This window comes from Sphingomonas qomolangmaensis (assembly GCF_024496245.1).
Lineage (GTDB): Bacteria > Pseudomonadota > Alphaproteobacteria > Sphingomonadales > Sphingomonadaceae > Sphingomonas > Sphingomonas qomolangmaensis.
This window is the reverse complement of record NZ_CP101740.1, coordinates 3,322,207-3,338,363: the sequence shown is the minus strand read 5'-3', so window position 1 is coordinate 3,338,363 and position 16,157 is coordinate 3,322,207. Positions and strand designations below refer to the sequence as shown.

At 65.8% G+C, this 16,157-nt stretch carries 15 protein-coding genes and 1 tRNA gene; 2 read left to right on the top strand and 14 right to left on the bottom strand.

Features of this window, described 5'->3' with window-relative positions:
- Window positions 1-99 precede the first annotated feature (99 nt).
- Both NMP03_RS15730 and NMP03_RS15725 read left to right on the top strand, forming a co-directional pair.
- Window positions 100-186, top strand: a tRNA-Leu gene (locus tag NMP03_RS15730).
- Window positions 187-351: 165 nt separating this feature from the next.
- Window positions 352-1,614, top strand: a complete 1,263-nt coding sequence (locus tag NMP03_RS15725; RefSeq protein WP_256506440.1) for a tyrosine-type recombinase/integrase — start codon at window positions 352-354, stop codon at window positions 1,612-1,614.
- Between the two features lie 59 nt (window positions 1,615-1,673).
- Here NMP03_RS15725 and NMP03_RS15720 read toward each other — a convergent pair whose 3' ends face one another.
- From NMP03_RS15720 to NMP03_RS15655, 14 genes are all read right to left on the bottom strand, one after another.
- Entirely contained in the window at window positions 1,674-3,644 is a 1,971-nt protein-coding gene (locus NMP03_RS15720; RefSeq protein ID WP_256506439.1) for a hypothetical protein, read from the bottom strand.
- 290 nt (window positions 3,645-3,934) lie between these two features.
- Window positions 3,935-4,135: a helix-turn-helix domain-containing protein gene (locus NMP03_RS15715; protein ID WP_256506438.1), complete on the bottom strand. Its 201-nt coding sequence runs from the start codon at window positions 4,133-4,135 to the stop codon at window positions 3,935-3,937.
- A complete protein-coding gene (locus NMP03_RS15710; protein WP_256506437.1) occupies window positions 4,132-4,344 on the bottom strand; it encodes a DUF2274 domain-containing protein in 213 nt (70 codons plus the stop codon). The genes NMP03_RS15715 and NMP03_RS15710 overlap by 4 nt, the downstream gene beginning before the upstream one ends.
- A gap of 1 nt (window position 4,345) precedes the next feature.
- Window positions 4,346-5,569, bottom strand: coding sequence for a TrbI/VirB10 family protein (locus tag NMP03_RS15705; RefSeq protein WP_256506436.1), 1,224 nt, complete (start codon window positions 5,567-5,569; stop codon window positions 4,346-4,348).
- Window positions 5,566-6,519: a P-type conjugative transfer protein TrbG gene (gene trbG, locus NMP03_RS15700; protein WP_256506435.1), complete on the bottom strand. Its 954-nt coding sequence runs from the start codon at window positions 6,517-6,519 to the stop codon at window positions 5,566-5,568. The genes NMP03_RS15705 and trbG overlap by 4 nt, the downstream gene beginning before the upstream one ends.
- On the bottom strand, window positions 6,516-7,328 hold the full coding sequence (gene trbF / locus NMP03_RS15695; RefSeq protein ID WP_256506434.1) for a conjugal transfer protein TrbF: 813 nt from the start codon (window positions 7,326-7,328) through the stop codon (window positions 6,516-6,518). Before trbF ends, trbG begins: the two co-directional genes overlap by 4 nt.
- Window positions 7,328-8,626, bottom strand: coding sequence for a P-type conjugative transfer protein TrbL (gene trbL, locus NMP03_RS15690; protein ID WP_256506433.1), 1,299 nt, complete (start codon window positions 8,624-8,626; stop codon window positions 7,328-7,330). The genes trbF and trbL overlap by 1 nt, the downstream gene beginning before the upstream one ends.
- Window positions 8,627-8,739: 113 nt before the next feature.
- Window positions 8,740-9,480 carry a P-type conjugative transfer protein TrbJ gene (gene trbJ / locus NMP03_RS15685; RefSeq protein ID WP_256506432.1) on the bottom strand — a complete coding sequence of 247 codons (741 nt, stop codon included), beginning with the start codon at window positions 9,478-9,480 and terminating at the stop codon, window positions 8,740-8,742.
- Window positions 9,481-9,484: 4 nt separating this feature from the next.
- A complete protein-coding gene (gene trbE, locus NMP03_RS15680) occupies window positions 9,485-11,923 on the bottom strand; it encodes a conjugal transfer protein TrbE (protein ID WP_256506431.1) in 2,439 nt (812 codons plus the stop codon).
- Window positions 11,917-12,189 carry a VirB3 family type IV secretion system protein gene (locus NMP03_RS15675; RefSeq protein WP_256506430.1) on the bottom strand — a complete coding sequence of 91 codons (273 nt, stop codon included), beginning with the start codon at window positions 12,187-12,189 and terminating at the stop codon, window positions 11,917-11,919. Before NMP03_RS15675 ends, trbE begins: the two co-directional genes overlap by 7 nt.
- Window positions 12,186-12,521 carry a TrbC/VirB2 family protein gene (locus tag NMP03_RS15670; RefSeq protein ID WP_256506429.1) on the bottom strand — a complete coding sequence of 112 codons (336 nt, stop codon included), beginning with the start codon at window positions 12,519-12,521 and terminating at the stop codon, window positions 12,186-12,188. Before NMP03_RS15670 ends, NMP03_RS15675 begins: the two co-directional genes overlap by 4 nt.
- 2 nt (window positions 12,522-12,523) lie before the next feature.
- Entirely contained in the window at window positions 12,524-13,510 is a 987-nt protein-coding gene (gene trbB / locus NMP03_RS15665) for a P-type conjugative transfer ATPase TrbB (protein WP_256506428.1), read from the bottom strand.
- Entirely contained in the window at window positions 13,510-13,908 is a 399-nt protein-coding gene (locus tag NMP03_RS15660; protein WP_256506427.1) for a CopG family transcriptional regulator, read from the bottom strand. Before NMP03_RS15660 ends, trbB begins: the two co-directional genes overlap by 1 nt.
- Before the next feature lies 1 nt (window position 13,909).
- Complete coding sequence (locus NMP03_RS15655) at window positions 13,910-15,931, bottom strand: conjugal transfer protein TraG (protein ID WP_256506426.1); 2,022 nt, start codon at window positions 15,929-15,931, stop codon at window positions 13,910-13,912.
- Between the last annotated feature and the right edge of the window lie 226 nt (window positions 15,932-16,157).

Below are 16,157 nucleotides of genomic sequence, written 5' to 3'. Positions count from 1 at the left end.
TGCCCCGCCGAGCGCCAAACGGCAAGCGAGGAGCGACCATCGGCGATGGGCAGTTGACAACCCACCGACCCCGACCCTAAAGCCCGCCCCCTACCCCGTGCCCAGATGGCGGAATTGGTAGACGCACCAGCTTCAGGTGCTGGCGCTCGCAAGGGCGTGGAGGTTCGAGTCCTCTTCTGGGCACCATTTTTCCAGTCCATCGACGTCCATCAGCGTCGCGTAAGTGGCTGGGGCCCAAGGCTTTTTTGAAATATCTTGTCCGACACGGTTCGGGTGGGTTTGCCCATATACCCCCGCTTTTGTGGGTATATTTCGGCTCCCAATCCACCCGTTTTTGGATGGAGATACCCCATGGGTCTTACCGCACTCGCGATCCGGAACGCCAAGCCTCGAACGAAGCCCTACAAGCTCTTTGACGAGCGGTCGCTGTTCCTCCTGGTCATGCCGAACGGCGCAAAATACTGGCGGCTCAGCTATCGGTTCCTCGGCAAGGACAAGAGGTTAGCCCTTGGGGTCTGGCCCGAGGTCAGCCTCGCCGATGCACGCGACAAGCGCGATGCCGCGCGCAAGATGGTCGCCGACGGCATCGACCCGATGGTGGAAAAGAAGCGCCGAAAGCTTCGAGCGCAAATCGACGCCAACGTGACCTTCAAGGGCGTGGCGGAGGAATGGTTCGTCAAGATCACCCGCGAGGAGCGCGCCGAGGTGACGCTCCGCAAGGTACGCTGGCTGCTCGAGATGGTCTATCCGTTCCTTGGCGATCTGCCGATCCACGAGATCGAGGTGCAGGAGGTCCTGGCGGTGCTGCGCAAGGTCGAGGCCACGGGACGGTATGAGAGCGCCCGCCGGATGCGCAGCGTGATCAGTAGGGTCTTTCGCTATGGAATCGCCACCGGCCGAGCGAAACATGATGTGGCGCGGGACCTGCGCGGTGCCATCATCGTGCCGAAGACGAAACACCACGCCGCGATCACCCGACCCAGGGAAGTCGGAGTGCTGCTGCGTGCTATCGACGATTGCTCTTGCCATGCCATCACCAGTTTCGCCTTGCGGATGACTCCCCACGTCTTTGTGCGCCCGGGGGAATTGCGAAGGGCCGAGTGGAGTGAGGTCGACCTCGAAAGAGCTGTCTGGTCGATCCCGGCCGCGAAGATGAAGATGCGCTGGCCGCATCAGGTGCCGCTGTCACGCCAAGTGCTCGATTTGCTCGATCAGGTCCGCCCTCTGACCGGGCACAGTCCCTACGTCTTTCCAGCAATGCACACGTGGAAGCGTCCGATGTCCGAGAACACCGTGACATTTGCGCTCCGCCGGATGGGGTATAGCGGTGACGAGATGACCGCGCACGGCTTCCGGGCGATGGCGGCCACTCTGCTCAACGAGATGGGACTGTGGAACCCCGACGCGATCGAGCGACAGCTCGCACACATGGAAAACAATGGCGTGCGACGCGCTTACGCACGCGGTCAGTATTGGGACGAGCGCGTCCGGATGATGCAGCACTGGTCCGACTACCTCGACCAGCTTCGCCGCGGCGACGGCGTCGGCAAGTCTGCCGATGACGCCAACGTGGTCACAGTCGACTTCGGCCGACGCGGCGCACGGCCGCGATGATCGCTCTTTGGCGGTACCGTGGAATACCAGGTCGGCAAATCACCAATACGCTCCGCTTGTCAGTTCTCCCAGACCTGATTGAGGATACGGGCGGCTAGCGCCGCCTTGTCCTGCGGAAGGAACCGGCCATAGTGTTTGGCGACCATCTCCGGCGTATCCTGAATGGCGTAGCTGGCCTGCTCATAGGAGCCGGTCCGTTTAAGAATATGCGTGGCCAGCACGTCACGAACATTGTGCGGTCCGTGTGGTAGCAATCCCTTGATTGCGCCGCGGCCGGTAAACGGATTGTAGATGCCATACCGCTGGATCATCAGCCGCCATGCCTCGTAGAAAGCCGCCGAGTTGTAGGAGGCGTCGGAGCTGGTGCGCTTGACGGTCTTGACGAAGAAAGTGCCCGGGTCGGCGGCGCCGTTCAGCAGCAATAACCGGTGCCGGGCCAGATAGGCATCGATGTGCGCGTACAGCCCGTCGAAGTCCGGCAGCAAGAGTCGGAACGGGCGCTTTCCGAAAAAGGAAGAGTTTGCGTTCTTGAACGCGATCGAGGGGATCAGCACCTCCCAGCCCTGATCGCGCGCATTCCAGTGCAGTTCGCCTCTGCGCAGGCCTTCCAGCTGGCGCTCGGTGCGATGGGGCGTGCCACGCGCGCCCACCAGCAACTGGCGCAAATTCTTCTGCCGGACGCCAAGGTGGAGTCCCAGACGCAACATAAGAAAGCCTCGCACCGCCTCGGCGGCGGCACGGGGATAGCGATCCACGTCGGGCATCTCGCGGATGATCTCGGCGGTGATCTTGCGGTAGGCGCCGACCGGACTCTCGTCCTCGAGGATCGGCAGGATCGGCTCGAACGGATCGCGGTGGACCCGGGCGATGCGGCCGATTTCCTTCGTACGCGTCAACGTATGCGCGTGCGAGGCATCGCAGAGCCCGTCCCAATCGGTCCGCGCACGATCGATATCGGCCATCCCTACCAACCCTGTAATTGGCTGCAGGCGAAGCGCGAATTGCGGGTTCTGCCGCAGCCAGCCCGTCTGGCGCCGCGTCAGCGCCGTGCTTAACTCCAGCATGTTCACCTCCCACGCGGTGTAGAAACCCCGCCGGGCTTCCCGCCAGTGAAGGTACCAGTCCCAGACGGCGGGAATAGCGAGCAAAGCCATACACAAGTCGTCACGGGGAACGCCCAACCCGCTCACAGGCGAATCCGGGTCCGCCACAAGCGCACCGAACATCAGGCCGAGATGCTCGATCTTCTGAGAAACGGTTTCCTCGTTCCAGACACCGCTTCGCTTCAAACCGATGCGAGCCAGCGTCGCGGTCTTGAATTCGACAAGCTCGCCAAGTTCGCGGACCAGCGCCAGTGGCGCGAGCAGCGTTTCGTCCGGGTGCGGCCCGACTGCAGGATCGTTCTGCGGCAGGGCCTTGGTGCCAAATGCCGTAAGGACGGGAAAGCGAAGCGAGTAGCGAACCTTTATCGCTTCGGCATGGTAGCGCCGGTAATCGGTCGATCCGGATATAATCACGGTCCGCACCCAGTTAAGAATATCCTCCCGCTCGGCAGCCGGCCGATCCTCGAAATCGTCCGGCAGATGCCAGGCCAGACGGCGGTGTTCGGATGGAGAGCCGACAAGGTGTCCGCTTCGCCTCGGCGCCCGACCAGAGCGTTCCAGCTTATCGCGAAAGTAGCCACCAGGCAGGCGATACCGGCGCTCAACGCGAGCGAGCATCTCGAACGACACGATCGTATTGGGCCGCTTCGTACCGGCAGCCCAATGCTTAAATGTCTTGCGGTCGAACGTTTCGTCCGGGTGCATCAAAGCGCGATGGAGATGCCAGCAGCTGTCGCCGTGTCGCTCGAGCTGAAACGCAAATGCCTCCGAGAACGACGTCGGGTCGACAGCGTTGTCAAAAAGCGGTTCGGGAAATTCAACGATCGGACGCGGCTTCGGACCGCGCTTCCCTCGCGGCGCGCCTTCGGGGTCGTTATCGGCAACGTGACGGCCGGAAAAACGGGCATGCGGCGACAACTTCGGCAATGAATGGCTCCTGAGCGATGTGTGTGCTCAGGCAAAGACGATTTCCGGCGCATTTCCCCTGCCCTCACTTTCCGGACACCCTATTTTGCACAAGTCCGCCGAACAGGTTTTGCCCTCAGACATCGTGCTCGGGAAGCGCCTCAGGACCAAAGAGGCAGACGAGCCCATTACCAGCGAAACGGCGCGTCTATGTGAGTGGCAGCTGTGGGGAGCAAGCCGTCGTGTGCGAAGGTGGAGCGCCGTTGTGCCGGCGTGCAGGACGGGTGCCAGCCCCGGCCCCGGCCTTATCGTCAGCTTCGCTCGAACAGTCGCTTGAGGCTCGGATAGAGGATGAACGTCGACCGGCCGATTTTCACAGTTTCGATGGTCCCGTCGCCGATCAGCTCGTAGATTGTGGATCGGCAGATGCCGGTCAGCTGAACCGCAGTGGATATCCGTACCGCGATAGGCTCCATCGCGTCGTGTCCGTTCGAAGGTGCGCTGGCGCTCATTTCGACCTCCCCTTGCTGAAGGCACGATCGCTCTCGAGGAAGGCCGTGAGCATCGCCGGGATGAGATCCGCGACCGTTTCCTCGCGGCCATAGGCCTGGGCATAGAGCGCGGCGTAGTCGTTGAGCGCCTGGTGCAGGTCCGGCATCACCGAGATGCCGAGCTTGACCGGCGTGCGGTCCGGCAGCTGTGCCAGCTTGATATCGGGCATGCTATTGCTCCTGCCCGGGCCAAGGCGCGAGGACGATGTCCTTGTGCACCACGACCCGGAGAGGCCAGCCGGGCCGCACCTTGATGGTCGGCTGGACGTTGAGGTTCTTCATGACGATCTGGTCGCCGGCACGCGACGTGCCTTGCTGGGCCGACCCGCGGATCGCGCGCACAAGGTCGCTTTCGCTGTCGCCGAGGCTCAGCTCGGTGCCGACACCGAGCAGCGTCGCCAGCCCGACGCCCTTCAGCAACTGCCACGTGTGCGCGTCGACCTTGTCGGCAAGGCCCGCATAGCCCGCCAGGTCGGTCGCAGGCACATTGTCGATCCGGATCGAGCTGCCGTCGGGAAAGACAATCCGCTGCCAGACCACCAGCGCCCGGCTTTGGCCGTAAGCTATCACGCTGTCGTAGCTGCCGATCAGGCGCGCACCCTGCGGGATCAGCAAGGTACGGCCCGTCGCGGTATCATAGGCGTTCTCGGTCACCTGGGCAGTGACGAGACCGGGCAGGTCCGAGTTGAGGCCGGTGATCAGGCTGGCGGCGATGACGCTGCCGGCGCTGAGCATGTATGGTGAGATCGGCGCTATCAGAGTGTGCGGATTGACGTCACCGGACTCGTCGTTGCCGGCCAGGAAGTCGACCTTCCTGTGCTGGTTGCCGGGATCCTGTGCTGCATTAAGCGCTAGCTTCACTGGTTGCGCTTCCTGCCCTGCGCTGGTGCTCGGCAGCCCGGTGTCTGGCGGGGTGGCGGTGGCTCGGTCGGAGGCGCCAAGCTGCATCATAACGCCCGACTCGCGGGCTGCCTTGCGTTCGGCCGCGAGGCGCTGTCGCTCTGCTTCGGCGGCCTGTGCGCGCTGGTCTGACGAGCCAGCAGGCGGCCATTCCCCAAGCGCTTCCTGTCGGCGAAGGATCGGTCGCCCGAGATCGCCGGGCAGCGGCGGCCCGAGCCTGGGCACGTCGCCATAGCTTTTCGGCGCCCCGGCGAGCGCGTCGTCTGGTGCGCGGCTGGCCACGTCCTTCTGGTCGTCGGCGCCAGCGACGATCCGGAACGCCGCCGGTTTGAGCGCGACCCAGGTCACGCCGACAATCGCGGTTGACCCCAGCGCCGCGATGGCAATGACCGCGCCGCGACGGAATCGGATGACCCGGGCGGGGCGGCCGCGCAGCACGAGCGTCTCCGGGTCGACCTTGGGCGAAGCAGCCTCGACGGGAAGGGCCTCGCTCACGATACCCTCCGCTGGCGCCGGCGCCCATCAGTGCCAATTCGATCGATCCGCACCACGGCCTGCTTCTTCGCTCCCAGGCGAAGCTCGGCAGTGTCGAACAGTCGGTCGATCACGTAGAAGCGCCCCGACATGCGGTAATTGACAAGCTGCGCATCGCCCTGCTCGCCGATGACGAACAGCGGCGGTGCCTCGCCGACGCCGATGCCCGCCGGAAACTCGATAAAGGTCTGCCGACCGTCGTCGAAGGCGCGTAGCGGGCGCCACGCCGGCCGGTCGCCCGTCACGGCATAGCCGAAGTTGAGCTGCTCGACAGTGAGGCCCGCCGCGACCGGCCGGGCGGCCTCGATCGATGTCTGCTGGCGGCGGATCGCGATCAGTTCGTCCTGCGGATAGGTCCAGGACAGCGCGGTCATGGCTGTGTCCGAGGTGCTCGTGAGCTGCAGATGGTAGGCGCGCCGGTCGGTCGTGATGACGAGGTTGGTCGAGAGACCGGACGCGAACGGCTTGACGAGAATATGGACGCGCTTGCTTTCACCGGCGCCACTCGTCGTGTCGCCGACCGTCCAGCGCGCCGTGTCGCCCGCCGCCACCGAGACGATCGCCTCGCCGGGCTGCAATGCGATATCGGTAATCCGCTCGGGAGCGGCGAACAGCCGGTACAGGACGCCGTCACCATAGGAATAGACCTGCACGGCGTTGACAAAGGCCGGGGTCGCCGGCTCCTGAGTCGCCCTCGCATTCGCTGCGCGAACCCGGGTTTCTGCCGCAGATGGCTTTCGACGGTAGCGCGCCCCCGCCGGCGGTTTCGACCGGACGACAGGAACGGGACTTGCGGCGGGCGGCATGGGGCTGGTGGTCGCGACCGCGGGCTTTCCCTGCGGCGGCGGCGACGTCTGCGCAAAGGCGGGCACCGCAGCGAGCGCGCTCGCTGCAAGCAATATGCGTTTCATGGGCGTATCTCCGGTTGGATCTGGGAGGGCTGGCCGAGGGTCGGATCGAGCGGCGATCCGCTTGGCACGGTCGCAGGCGGGTTGGGGATCGGTCCGGATGCCGCACTCGGCGGCTGCTCCGCGGGAGTCTCGAGCTCCCGGCTCCAGTCGATCGCATCGACATAAAGGCCGAGCGGGTTCCTGCGCAGCGTGTCGGCATCCCGCGGCGGCCTGAGCACGACGGTGACGATCGCAGTCCAGCGCGATGTGCTGGTGAGGCTGCGGCGCTCATAGGCGCGCTCGGACCATTTCACCTGGAAGCTCGTGGCCGATGCGCGAACCACGCTGGTCACCTGGACCGAGACCGTCCTCTCACCGACATCGGCGAAGGGGTCGGACGAGCGGGCATATTCACCGAGGAAGATCGCGCCGCGCTTCGAGGCAAAGTCATAGGCCTGCAGCCAGTTCTCGCGCATCAGCACCGGGTCTAGCGAACGACCCCGGACATTGGTGATCATCCGCGTCAGGAACCAGACGATCTGGGGGTCGGTCGGCCGGTACTCGCTGTCGACAGCCGAGATCGCTTGCGCCTGGCCGAGGCTGTCCACCTCCACGACGTAGGGCACCACGCGACTCTGCATCGACTGCCAGACCAGCACGCCCGACAGGCCGGTGGTCAGCACCAGCCCGCCGAACGCCATCAGGCGCCAGTTGCTGGCCTGGGCCCGGGCGGAGCCGATCCGCTCGTCCCACAGCTGGCCGGCCCGTTGGTACGGGGTCTGTGGTTCGTCGGTCAGCCCGTAGCGCTGGATGGCACGTCTGAAGCGCATCAGTCCTTCTCCTTGATGTCGGGGTTTGCGCCACCACCGCCGCGATCCGAGCCCTGGAGGGCGTGGATCGCCGCCTGGCGATGCTGACGACGGGATTGCGAATTCTGGAGTTGGCGCGCCCAGCCCGGCATGGCGTCAGACGCAGGGATCGCTGCTTCCCCGGGGCCCGCCTGCGCGCCTGTCGCAGCGGCGTTCCAGGCCCCGCGCCGGCCGTCGGCGGCGGCCGCGCGCAACCCGCCATCGATGCGCTGGGCAATCGCACCGCGAGCCGCAGTCGAGACACCGCTCATGCCGGCAGCGACCGACTTCGAGCCGGAAGTCTCCCGACCAAGCTTGTACGCGGTCGATGCCGCCGACCCAATCGAGGTGCCTGCGCGGATCGCGCCGAGGTCCGCACCGGCAAGGCCCTTGGCCGCGGCGACGCCGGCGCCGCCAGCCACCGCGAAGCCGCCTGCCGCCAGTGCCGTGGTCGCGACCGCCGAGCCGGCGCCGAGCTGCGGCGCGCCCGACACGAGTCCGGAGGCCACGCCGGGCCCGAAAATGCCGAGGCCGAACAATGCGAGGCTTGCGAGCACGAGGCTCATGGCCTGGCCTATGTCTGGCTCCTTGCCCTGCAGGGCGGAGGCGAACTCGCTGAAGAAACCCGAGCCGATGCCGACGATGACGGCGAGCACCATCACCTTGATACCGGACGAGATCACGTTGCCGAGCACCCGCTCGGCAAGGAAGCTGGTGCGGTTCCACAGGGCGAACGGCACGAGGATGAACCCGGCAAGCGTCGTCAGCTTGAACTCGAGAATGCAGACGAACATCTGCACCGCAAGGATGAAGAAGGCGACGATCACGATCACCCAGGCGATAAGGAGCACCATGATCGTCATGAAGTTGTCGAAGAAGGTCGTGAAGCCGAGCAGGTCGCTTGCCTGGTCGAGGAGCGGCCATGCCGCCTCGAACCCGGTGCCCGCGAGGCGGCCCGGACGCAGCAGGTCGTCGGCGGCAAGCGTTCCCCCGCCGGCGGTCAGGCCCGCCTGAGCGAAGGAGCGGAAGATGATGTCGGAGAGTGCCTCAAAGCGATTCAGGATCAGCGCGAACACGCCGATGTAGAGAATCTTCTTGAGGAACCGACCGATGATGTCGTCCTCGCCGCCCATCGCCCAGAACAGCCCGGCGAGCGTGATGTCGATGCCGATCAGCACAGATGTCAGGAAGCCGACATCGGCCCCGAGCAGGCCGAACCCGCTATCGATATAGCGTATGAAGTCGGCCATGAACCGGTCGATCACGTTGAGGTCGTTCACGGGTATGTCCTCGTCTCGGGTGCCGCGGGGCCCGGCCAGGGGGAGCGGATGGCCGAGCCCCGCGGGCTGCGACCGCGGGCGGAAGGGGGCTTGGTCCGCCGCGGCCGGTCTCGCTATTGCTGGAGCGTGTAGGCCGTGCCGGCGCCGAGGAACTTCCGCGTCGCCGCACGCGACGCCTCCGACTCGGTCAGCTGGCGCTGCCTTTCGAGCGCGTCGGCACGAAACTGCGCGGCCATCATCTGCTGGAGCGCCATTCCCTGCTTGGCGGTGAGCGCGAGCAGCTGGTTGGTGGCCTGGCCGACGGCGAGCGCGCCTTCCGCGCCCTGGCTCCGTGCGGCGATGTCCGCCAGCGCCTCGGCATCCTCGCGCGCCTGCTGCACGATTCCGCTCTGGATGGTCATCGTGCGGCGCAGGGCATCGGTGCTCGCGTCGTAGCGCGCCCGCGCCGCCTGCAGCCGCTGATCGCGTGTCGAGGCTTGATCGAAGGTGCGCGGATAGAGCGTACGCAGCTTGTCCTCGAGCTGGTCCATCTCGAAGTCGACGCTCTGCGCCCTCTTCATCAGCCGGTCGATGCCGTCAAGCCTGTCGATCAGCGCCTGAAGCTGCGGAAAGGCGATGCCCTTCAGATTCCGGTCCAGCCGGAGCAGCGTCTGCGCTTCGTTCTGGAGCGACCGGATCTGATTATTGACCTGCTGGAGCGTGCGTGCGGCAGTCAGGATGTTCTGGCCGTAGTTGCTCGGATCGAAAACCGTGATCTGGGCGCGCGCCGAAGTCGCAAAGCCCATAGCCAGCGAGCCGGCGGCGCCGAGGCCGAACACCCCGGCGATCACAGTTTTCCGGGTAGGGATACGCATCTTTCTACTCCTTCGCTTGGGGATCGAGGAACCGGGCAAGCAGCGCCGCAGGCCAGTCGAGCCCGGCACCTTCGAGGAATCGGGCGGCGAAATCGGCCGGGCCATGCTCTGTGATCAGGGCATCGATGCGCGCCTGCGTGCCTGGGTCGGAAGCGCCGCACAGCGCGAGCGCGACGGGGCCCAAGCCAAGCTCGAAGAGCCGATTGCCGGCCGTAGACTGCAGATAGTAATGCCGCTTGGGGGTGGCGCGGCTGACAAGCTCGATCTGTCGGTCGTTCAGCCCGAACCGGGCATAGGCCGCCCGGCCCTGCGGCTCGCTCGCCGCGGCATTGGGAAGCAGAATGCGCTGCGGGCAGCTCTCCAGAATCGCTGGTGCGATGCCGCTGTCGGCGATGTCAGCGAGACTCTGGCTCGCGAAGATCACCGCGACGTTCTTCTTGCGCAGCGTCTTCAGCCATTCGCGGATGCGCGCGGCGAACAACGGGTGGTCGAGGAACTTCCAGGCCTCGTCGAGAATGAGCAGCGTTGGCCGCCCGGTGAACTGCGCCTCGAGACGGTGGAAGAGATAGGTCAGTACCGGCGCGACCACGCTGCCGGCGCCCATCAGGGCCTCGGTCTCGAAGCACTGGACGTCCGCCATCCGGAGGTCATCCTCGGCGGCGTCGAGCAGCCGGCCGAACGGCCCCTCCAGTGTATAGGGTGCGATCGCGGAGCGAAGCGCCGTTGACTGGAGCAGCAGCGAAAGGCCGGTGAGCGTCCGTTCCGCTATCGGCGCGCTCGCCAGACTCGTCAGCGCCGACCAGACAGCCTCCTTCACCTCGGGCGTAACGATTGCATTTTCGTGTGCGAGCAGCGCACCGATCCACTCGGCGGCCCAGGCACGCTCGCCGGCGTCATCGATCCCGGCCAGGGGCTGGAATGCGATCGTTTCTCCGGCATCGCCGCCGAGCCCGAGGCCATGGTGCGCCCCGCCCATCGCCAGCACCGCTGCGCGCGCCGACCGGCCCATATCGAAGATGTAGAGCTGGCTGCCATGATAGCGCCGGAACTGGAGCGCGATCAGCGCGAGGAGGACCGACTTGCCCGCGCCGGTTGGCCCGACGATCATCATGTGCCCGACATCGCCGACGTGGCTCGACAGCCGGAACGGCGTTGACCCGCTGGTTTCGGCATAAAGCAGCGGAGGGCCATCGAGGTGCCGGTTGCGCGCGGGTCCTGCCCACACGCTCGAGAGCGGCATCAGATGCGCGAGATTGAGGGTGTGGACCAGCGGTTGCCGGACATTGGCATAGACCTGCCCGGGCAGGCTCGAGAGCCAGGCCTCTACCGCGTTCAGACTTTCCCGGATGCAGGTGAAGCCGAGCCCGTTGACGATCCGCTCCACCGCGCGAACCTTGTCCTCGACGCGGCCGCGAACTTCGTCGGTCACGGTGATCGTCGTGGTGAGGTAGCCGAAGCCGACATGATCGCCGCCGAGCTCCTGGAGCGCAAGGTCAGCGTCCGCGGTCTTGTTGTCGGCATCGCTGTCGAGCAGCTGGACCGGCTGATTGTACATCACCTCGCGCAGCATCGCCGTAACTGACTTGCGCTTGTTGAACCACTGGCGACGCAACCTTGTCAGAGCCTTTGTCGCGTCGGTCTTGTCGAGCGCAATGAAGCGCGTGACCCAGCGATAGCCGAAATCCTGGTGGTTGAGCGTGTCGAGGATCCCGGGCCGGCTGACGCCTGGAAAGCCGAGGATGGTGAGTGTGCGAAGGTGCAACGACCCGAGCATCGGCTCAAGCCCGCCCGTCAGCGGGGTGTCGGCGAGCAGGCCGTCGAGATACATCGGCGTCTCGGGTACGCGCACGGCCTGGCGTCGCGACGAGATCGTGCCGTGGAGGAAGTCCAGCGTCCCGGCGTCGTCCAGTGCAACGACCTCGGGCATGAACCCCGAAAACAGGTCAAGCGCCCGATCGGTCTCGGCGACAAACGCGGCAAGCGCCTGACGCCAGTCGCGACCCTGCGCTGCGTGGTGGCGCTCCACGAGCGCGCGGCCGGCGGTGTCTGCCTGATCCGGAGCCGGCAGGAAGGTCAGGGTGAGGTAGTAGCGGCTATCGAAGTGGGCTCCTGCGGTTTCGAACGACGCGCGCCGCTCTTCGTCGACGAGCCAGGATGCGCCCTCCGGAAAGCTGCTTTCCGGGTAGCCCGCCGCCTCACGGCGCTCCCCCTCGATATGCAGCGCCCAGCCCGATCCGAAACGCTTCAGCACATTGTTCGCGCGCGCGCAGACTGAAACCAGCTCGGCCTCGGTTGCCGACTCAAGATCGGGGCCGCGAAATCGCAGCGTCCGCTGGAAGCTGCCGTCCTTGTTCAGCACTACGCCGGGCGCCACCAGGGCTGCCCAGGGCAAATGATCTGACAGCCGGTCGGCGCGGCTGCGATATTCGCGAAGGTTCAGCATGCGAGATATCCCCGCTGGCGAAGGTGGCGCGCGAGCACGGTCGCGAAGTCGGGGTCGCGCTTCGCCGCGAACACCGCAACGGTGTGGCCAAGTGCCCAGACCAGCAGGCCTGCGATCCATTGCTGAAGCCCCAGCCCGAGCGCCGCCGCAACGGTGCCATTTACGATCGCAAGTCCGCGCGGCGCTCCACCGAGCAGGATTGGCTCGACGAGCGCGAGGTGAAGCGGCGCCTCGAACCCTTCGAGGTGCTGGCCGTTCCCGATCATGCCAGCAGCGCCCCGCCGCCGAAGGAGAAGAAGGACAGGAAGAAGCTGGAAGCTGCGAACGCAATCGAAAGGCCGAAGACAATCTGGATCAGCCGACGAAATCCCCCGGCGGACTCGCCGAAGGCCAATGTCAGGCCGGTCACGATAATGATGATCACCGCGACGATTTTGGCGACGGGGCCCTGAACCGACTCCAGTACCTGCTGGAGCGGTTCCTCCCAGGGCATGCCGGTCCCGGAGGCATAGGCCTGACCCGCGGCAAGGACCGCGACGGCGCCGATGACAGCGCCCGCCAGCAGGCGCGGCTTGGTGGTAAAGTAGATGGTCCTCATGGTCAGTCTCCTTGGTTGGGCGGGAGGTGGAAGGGGGCAAGCGCGTAGGCACCGGTGTCGGGATCGATCCCCGCAACCCGCGCGATCGCGTTCACCGAGCGATCCGCGCCGCGTCCGGCGATAAAGACGACAAGGTCGATGGCTTCCGCAACAAGGCGTCGGGGCACGGTGACGACTGCCTCCTGCACAAGCTGCTCGACGCGGTAGAGCGCTGCTTCCGCCGAGTTGGCGTGGACGGTCGCGATCCCGCCGGGGTGCCCGGTGTTCCACGCCTTGAGCATGTCGAGCGCCTCGGGACCGCGAACTTCGCCAACGACGATCCGGTCCGGTCGGAGGCGCAGCGTCGAGCGCACGAGGTCGGTCATCGACACGATGCCGGGGCGGGTGCGGAGCGCCACCGTGTCGGGAGCCGGGCTCTGCAGCTCGCGGGTGTCCTCGATCAGGATGACGCGTGCATCGATACAGCGCATTTCGGCAAGAAGCGCATTGGCGAGCGTCGTCTTCCCCGAGCTTGTCCCGCCCGCGATGAGAATGTTGAACTGCTGGGTTACCGCGCCCCGAAGCGTGTTTGCCATTGCCGCGGTTATGATCCCGTCAGCGACATAGTCGTCGAGCGTGTAGAGCCGCCGGGCAGGCTTGCGGATGGAGAAGCACGGACCGGTGGAGACCGGAGACAATATGCCTTCGAAGCGCTCGCCAGCCCCGCCGTCGGGATGTGCCGGCAATTCGGCGGAGATGATTGGCTGCCCGGCATGGACCTCGTCACGCGCAAGGCTTGCGACAAGCCGGATGATGCGTTCCACCTGCGGCGGATCGATGACGACGCCGGTATCGATCCGACCTTCACCAAGCCGGTCGAGGCGAAGCGACCCATCGGGATTGACCATGATCTCGATTACCAGCGGGTCGGCGAGCGCGGATGCGATGTCGGCCCCCATGGCCGTGCGCAGCATCGCTCGCCGGCGGCAGGCAGAGGTGTTTTCAGTCATCACTGATCCTCCACCGGGAGCAGCGTGCGCCGGCCGGCAGCGACGGCCCGGCCGACCTGGGTGACGAACGCTTCGAAGCGCTCGCGTGCAAGCGCGCGGCCTGCGGCATCGTTCTCGGCCAGTGGCGTCTGGATCGCGAGCTCGAACCGGATGAACAAGGCAAGGGTTTCCAGCACGACCTGCCCATCGCGTTCCATCCGACCGAGCGCGTTGCTCATCCTGTCGAGGCGTAGCGCGAAGCGGTCCTCGAGCTCGGAGGCACCACGCCGGTTGAGCCAGGCGGTCACGGCGTCGGCGAGGATCGCGGACTTGGTGGCGCCCGGCGCGGCGGCAAGCGCTTCGAGACGGTCGCTTAACGGCTTGGGCAAGAACAGCTGGTGGCGGACTCGCTCGGCCATCTCAGAAATCCAGTCCGAGATTGCCGGGCCGGTTGTCTGCCATGTCGACACCGAAGGCGCGTCGGGCAACGGCCGCGGCGGCCTGGTCCATCGCGCGTTTGTCGGCGGCCGGATCGCTGTCGTCCTCTCCAAGCCCGAGCACATCAGCGGAGGCGAGGTCGACAGGCGTTACGGGCGTTATGTCATTGGAGGGATGCCGGGCCTGCTCGAGTCCTCCGGCTTCTGCCTCCCCGTCTGTCACGAGCGCCGCGAGCTGCGTGTCAATCGGGCGAACACGGCCTTGCCAGTCATGGGCCCGCGGTAGCGGCAGGTCGGCCGCCCCATTGCTATCAAGCGAGGGCGGCGGCAGCACCCGTGCCTTGAACGAGGCGTCCTCGAAATACCGCAGCTTTTGCGCCCGCACCGGCGGATGCCCTGCGACGAGCACAACCTCGTCGGCGGGCGGCAGCTGCATGACCTCTCCGGGCGTCAGCAGCGCGCGCGCTGTCTCCTGCCGGCTGACCATGACGTGCGCGAGCCAGAGCGCAAGACGATGCCCGGCATAGTTCCGCATGGCGCGCTGCTCGGTCGCGGTGCCGAGCGCGTCCGAGATCCGTTTCGCGGTCCGCTCGTCGTTGGTCGCGAAGGCGATACGGACATGGCAGTTGTCGAGGATGGCATTGTGCTCCCCATAAGCCTTCTCGATCTGGTTCAGGCTTTGCGCGATGAGGAAGGCGCGGACGCCGTAGCCGGCGAGGAAGGCGAGGCTGGTCTCGAAGAAATCGAGGCGACCCAGTGCCGGGAACTCGTCGAGCATAAGCAGCAGCTTGTGGCGCCCTGGGACGTCGTGGGCATGGAGCTGCTCGGTCAGGCGCCGGCCGATCTGGTTGAGCACGAGGCGGATAAGCGGCTTGGTGCGGCTGATGTCCGAGGGCGGCACGACGAGGTAGAGCGATACGGGATGGCGGGCGGTCACAAGGTCCTCGACGCGCCAGTCGGAAGCTGCCGTTACCGCCGCCACCGTCGGGTCGCGGTAGAGGCCAAGGAACGACATCGCGGTCGAAAGCACGCCCGAGCGCTCGTTATCGGACTTGTTGAGCACCTCGCGCGCAGCGGAGGCAACGACCGGGTGCACCAGCGGCATCTCGTCGGTGCCGAGATGATTGGTCGCCATCATAATGTGAAGCGTGGCCACGAACGATCGCTCGGGATCGGACAGGAAAGTCGCGACGCGCGCGAGCGTCTTCTCCTCTTCGGCGTAGAGGATGTGGAGGATCGCGCCGACCAGCAGCGAGTGGCTTGTCTTCTCCCAGTGATTACGCCGCTCGAGCGCGCCTTCGGGATCGACGAGGATATCGGCGATATTCTGGACGTCGCGAACCTCGTGGGCACCGCGGCGCACCTCGAGGAGCGGGTTGTATCGTGCCGAGCGCGCATCGGTCGGGTTGAACATCAGGCAGTGCGAGAAGCGTGACCGCCATCCCGCAGTCAGCGTCCAGTTCTCGCCCTTGATGTCATGGACTACCGTGGAGCCAGTCCAGCCAAGCAGGGTCGGTACGACCAGGCCAACGCCCTTGCCCGAGCGGGTCGGGGCGAAGGCCATGACATGCTCGGGGCCATCATGACGAAGATAGCGCGAGGGGATACGGCCGAGGAACACACCCTGATCCGCATCCATTCCGGCCGCTCGGATGTCGCGAAGGCCGGCCCAACGTGCAGAACCATAGGTCGTGACGTTGCGCTGTTGGCGTGCCCGCCAGACCGAGCCGGCGATCGCCGCCGCGCAAGCCGCCAAACCGCCACCGGCCGCGATCCCGCCCGCCTCGTCGAACACGATCGGGGCATAGGCATCGAAATGGAACCACCATGCGAAGAGCGACCACGGCGCATAGACCGGCGTGCCACCTAGCTGGAACCATGGCGTGCCCAGTTCCGACTGATAGGCAAGCGACGATGCAGCCCACTGGGTGCCGACCCAGATCCCCGCAACAACGATTGCGGCGACAACCAGCATCTGGCCAATAAGGAGCTTCGTCGGTGTCATGCGGGCCTCCGCCCGCACGACTCAGCGTTCCGGGCTTGGCCTTCAGGATCGCCGGATTAGGGTTTTTCTGTCAGGTTCTCACTGGTGACCCCGGGTACCTTTCTGGGGTCACTCCAGCCTGTGACCGACGATAGTCCTTTCCTGCCTGCCTGCATCCCAAGGCAGCCCCATCAAGTGTTGAAGCAACGCTCTTGGCAATTGCCGACGGCGTCCCACCTGATGCATC

Bases quoted from the DNA above. Each gene is read 5' to 3' on its own strand.
- NMP03_RS15725 (WP_256506440.1), top strand. From the start codon at position 352: ATGGGTCTTACCGCACTCGCGATCCGGAACGCCAAGCCTCGAACGAAG.
- NMP03_RS15715 (WP_256506438.1), bottom strand. From the start codon at position 4,135: ATGAGCGCCAGCGCACCTTCGAACGGACACGACGCGATGGAGCCTATC.
- NMP03_RS15710 (WP_256506437.1), bottom strand. From the start codon at position 4,344: ATGCCCGATATCAAGCTGGCACAGCTGCCGGACCGCACGCCGGTCAAG.
- trbG (WP_256506435.1), bottom strand. From the start codon at position 6,519: ATGAAACGCATATTGCTTGCAGCGAGCGCGCTCGCTGCGGTGCCCGCC.
- trbF (WP_256506434.1), bottom strand. From the start codon at position 7,328: ATGCGCTTCAGACGTGCCATCCAGCGCTACGGGCTGACCGACGAACCA.
- trbJ (WP_256506432.1), bottom strand. From the start codon at position 9,480: ATGCGTATCCCTACCCGGAAAACTGTGATCGCCGGGGTGTTCGGCCTC.
- trbE (WP_256506431.1), bottom strand. From the start codon at position 11,923: ATGCTGAACCTTCGCGAATATCGCAGCCGCGCCGACCGGCTGTCAGAT.
- NMP03_RS15675 (WP_256506430.1), bottom strand. From the start codon at position 12,189: ATGATCGGGAACGGCCAGCACCTCGAAGGGTTCGAGGCGCCGCTTCAC.
- NMP03_RS15670 (WP_256506429.1), bottom strand. From the start codon at position 12,521: ATGAGGACCATCTACTTTACCACCAAGCCGCGCCTGCTGGCGGGCGCT.
- trbB (WP_256506428.1), bottom strand. From the start codon at position 13,510: ATGACTGAAAACACCTCTGCCTGCCGCCGGCGAGCGATGCTGCGCACG.
- NMP03_RS15660 (WP_256506427.1), bottom strand. From the start codon at position 13,908: ATGGCCGAGCGAGTCCGCCACCAGCTGTTCTTGCCCAAGCCGTTAAGC.
- NMP03_RS15655 (WP_256506426.1), bottom strand. From the start codon at position 15,931: ATGACACCGACGAAGCTCCTTATTGGCCAGATGCTGGTTGTCGCCGCA.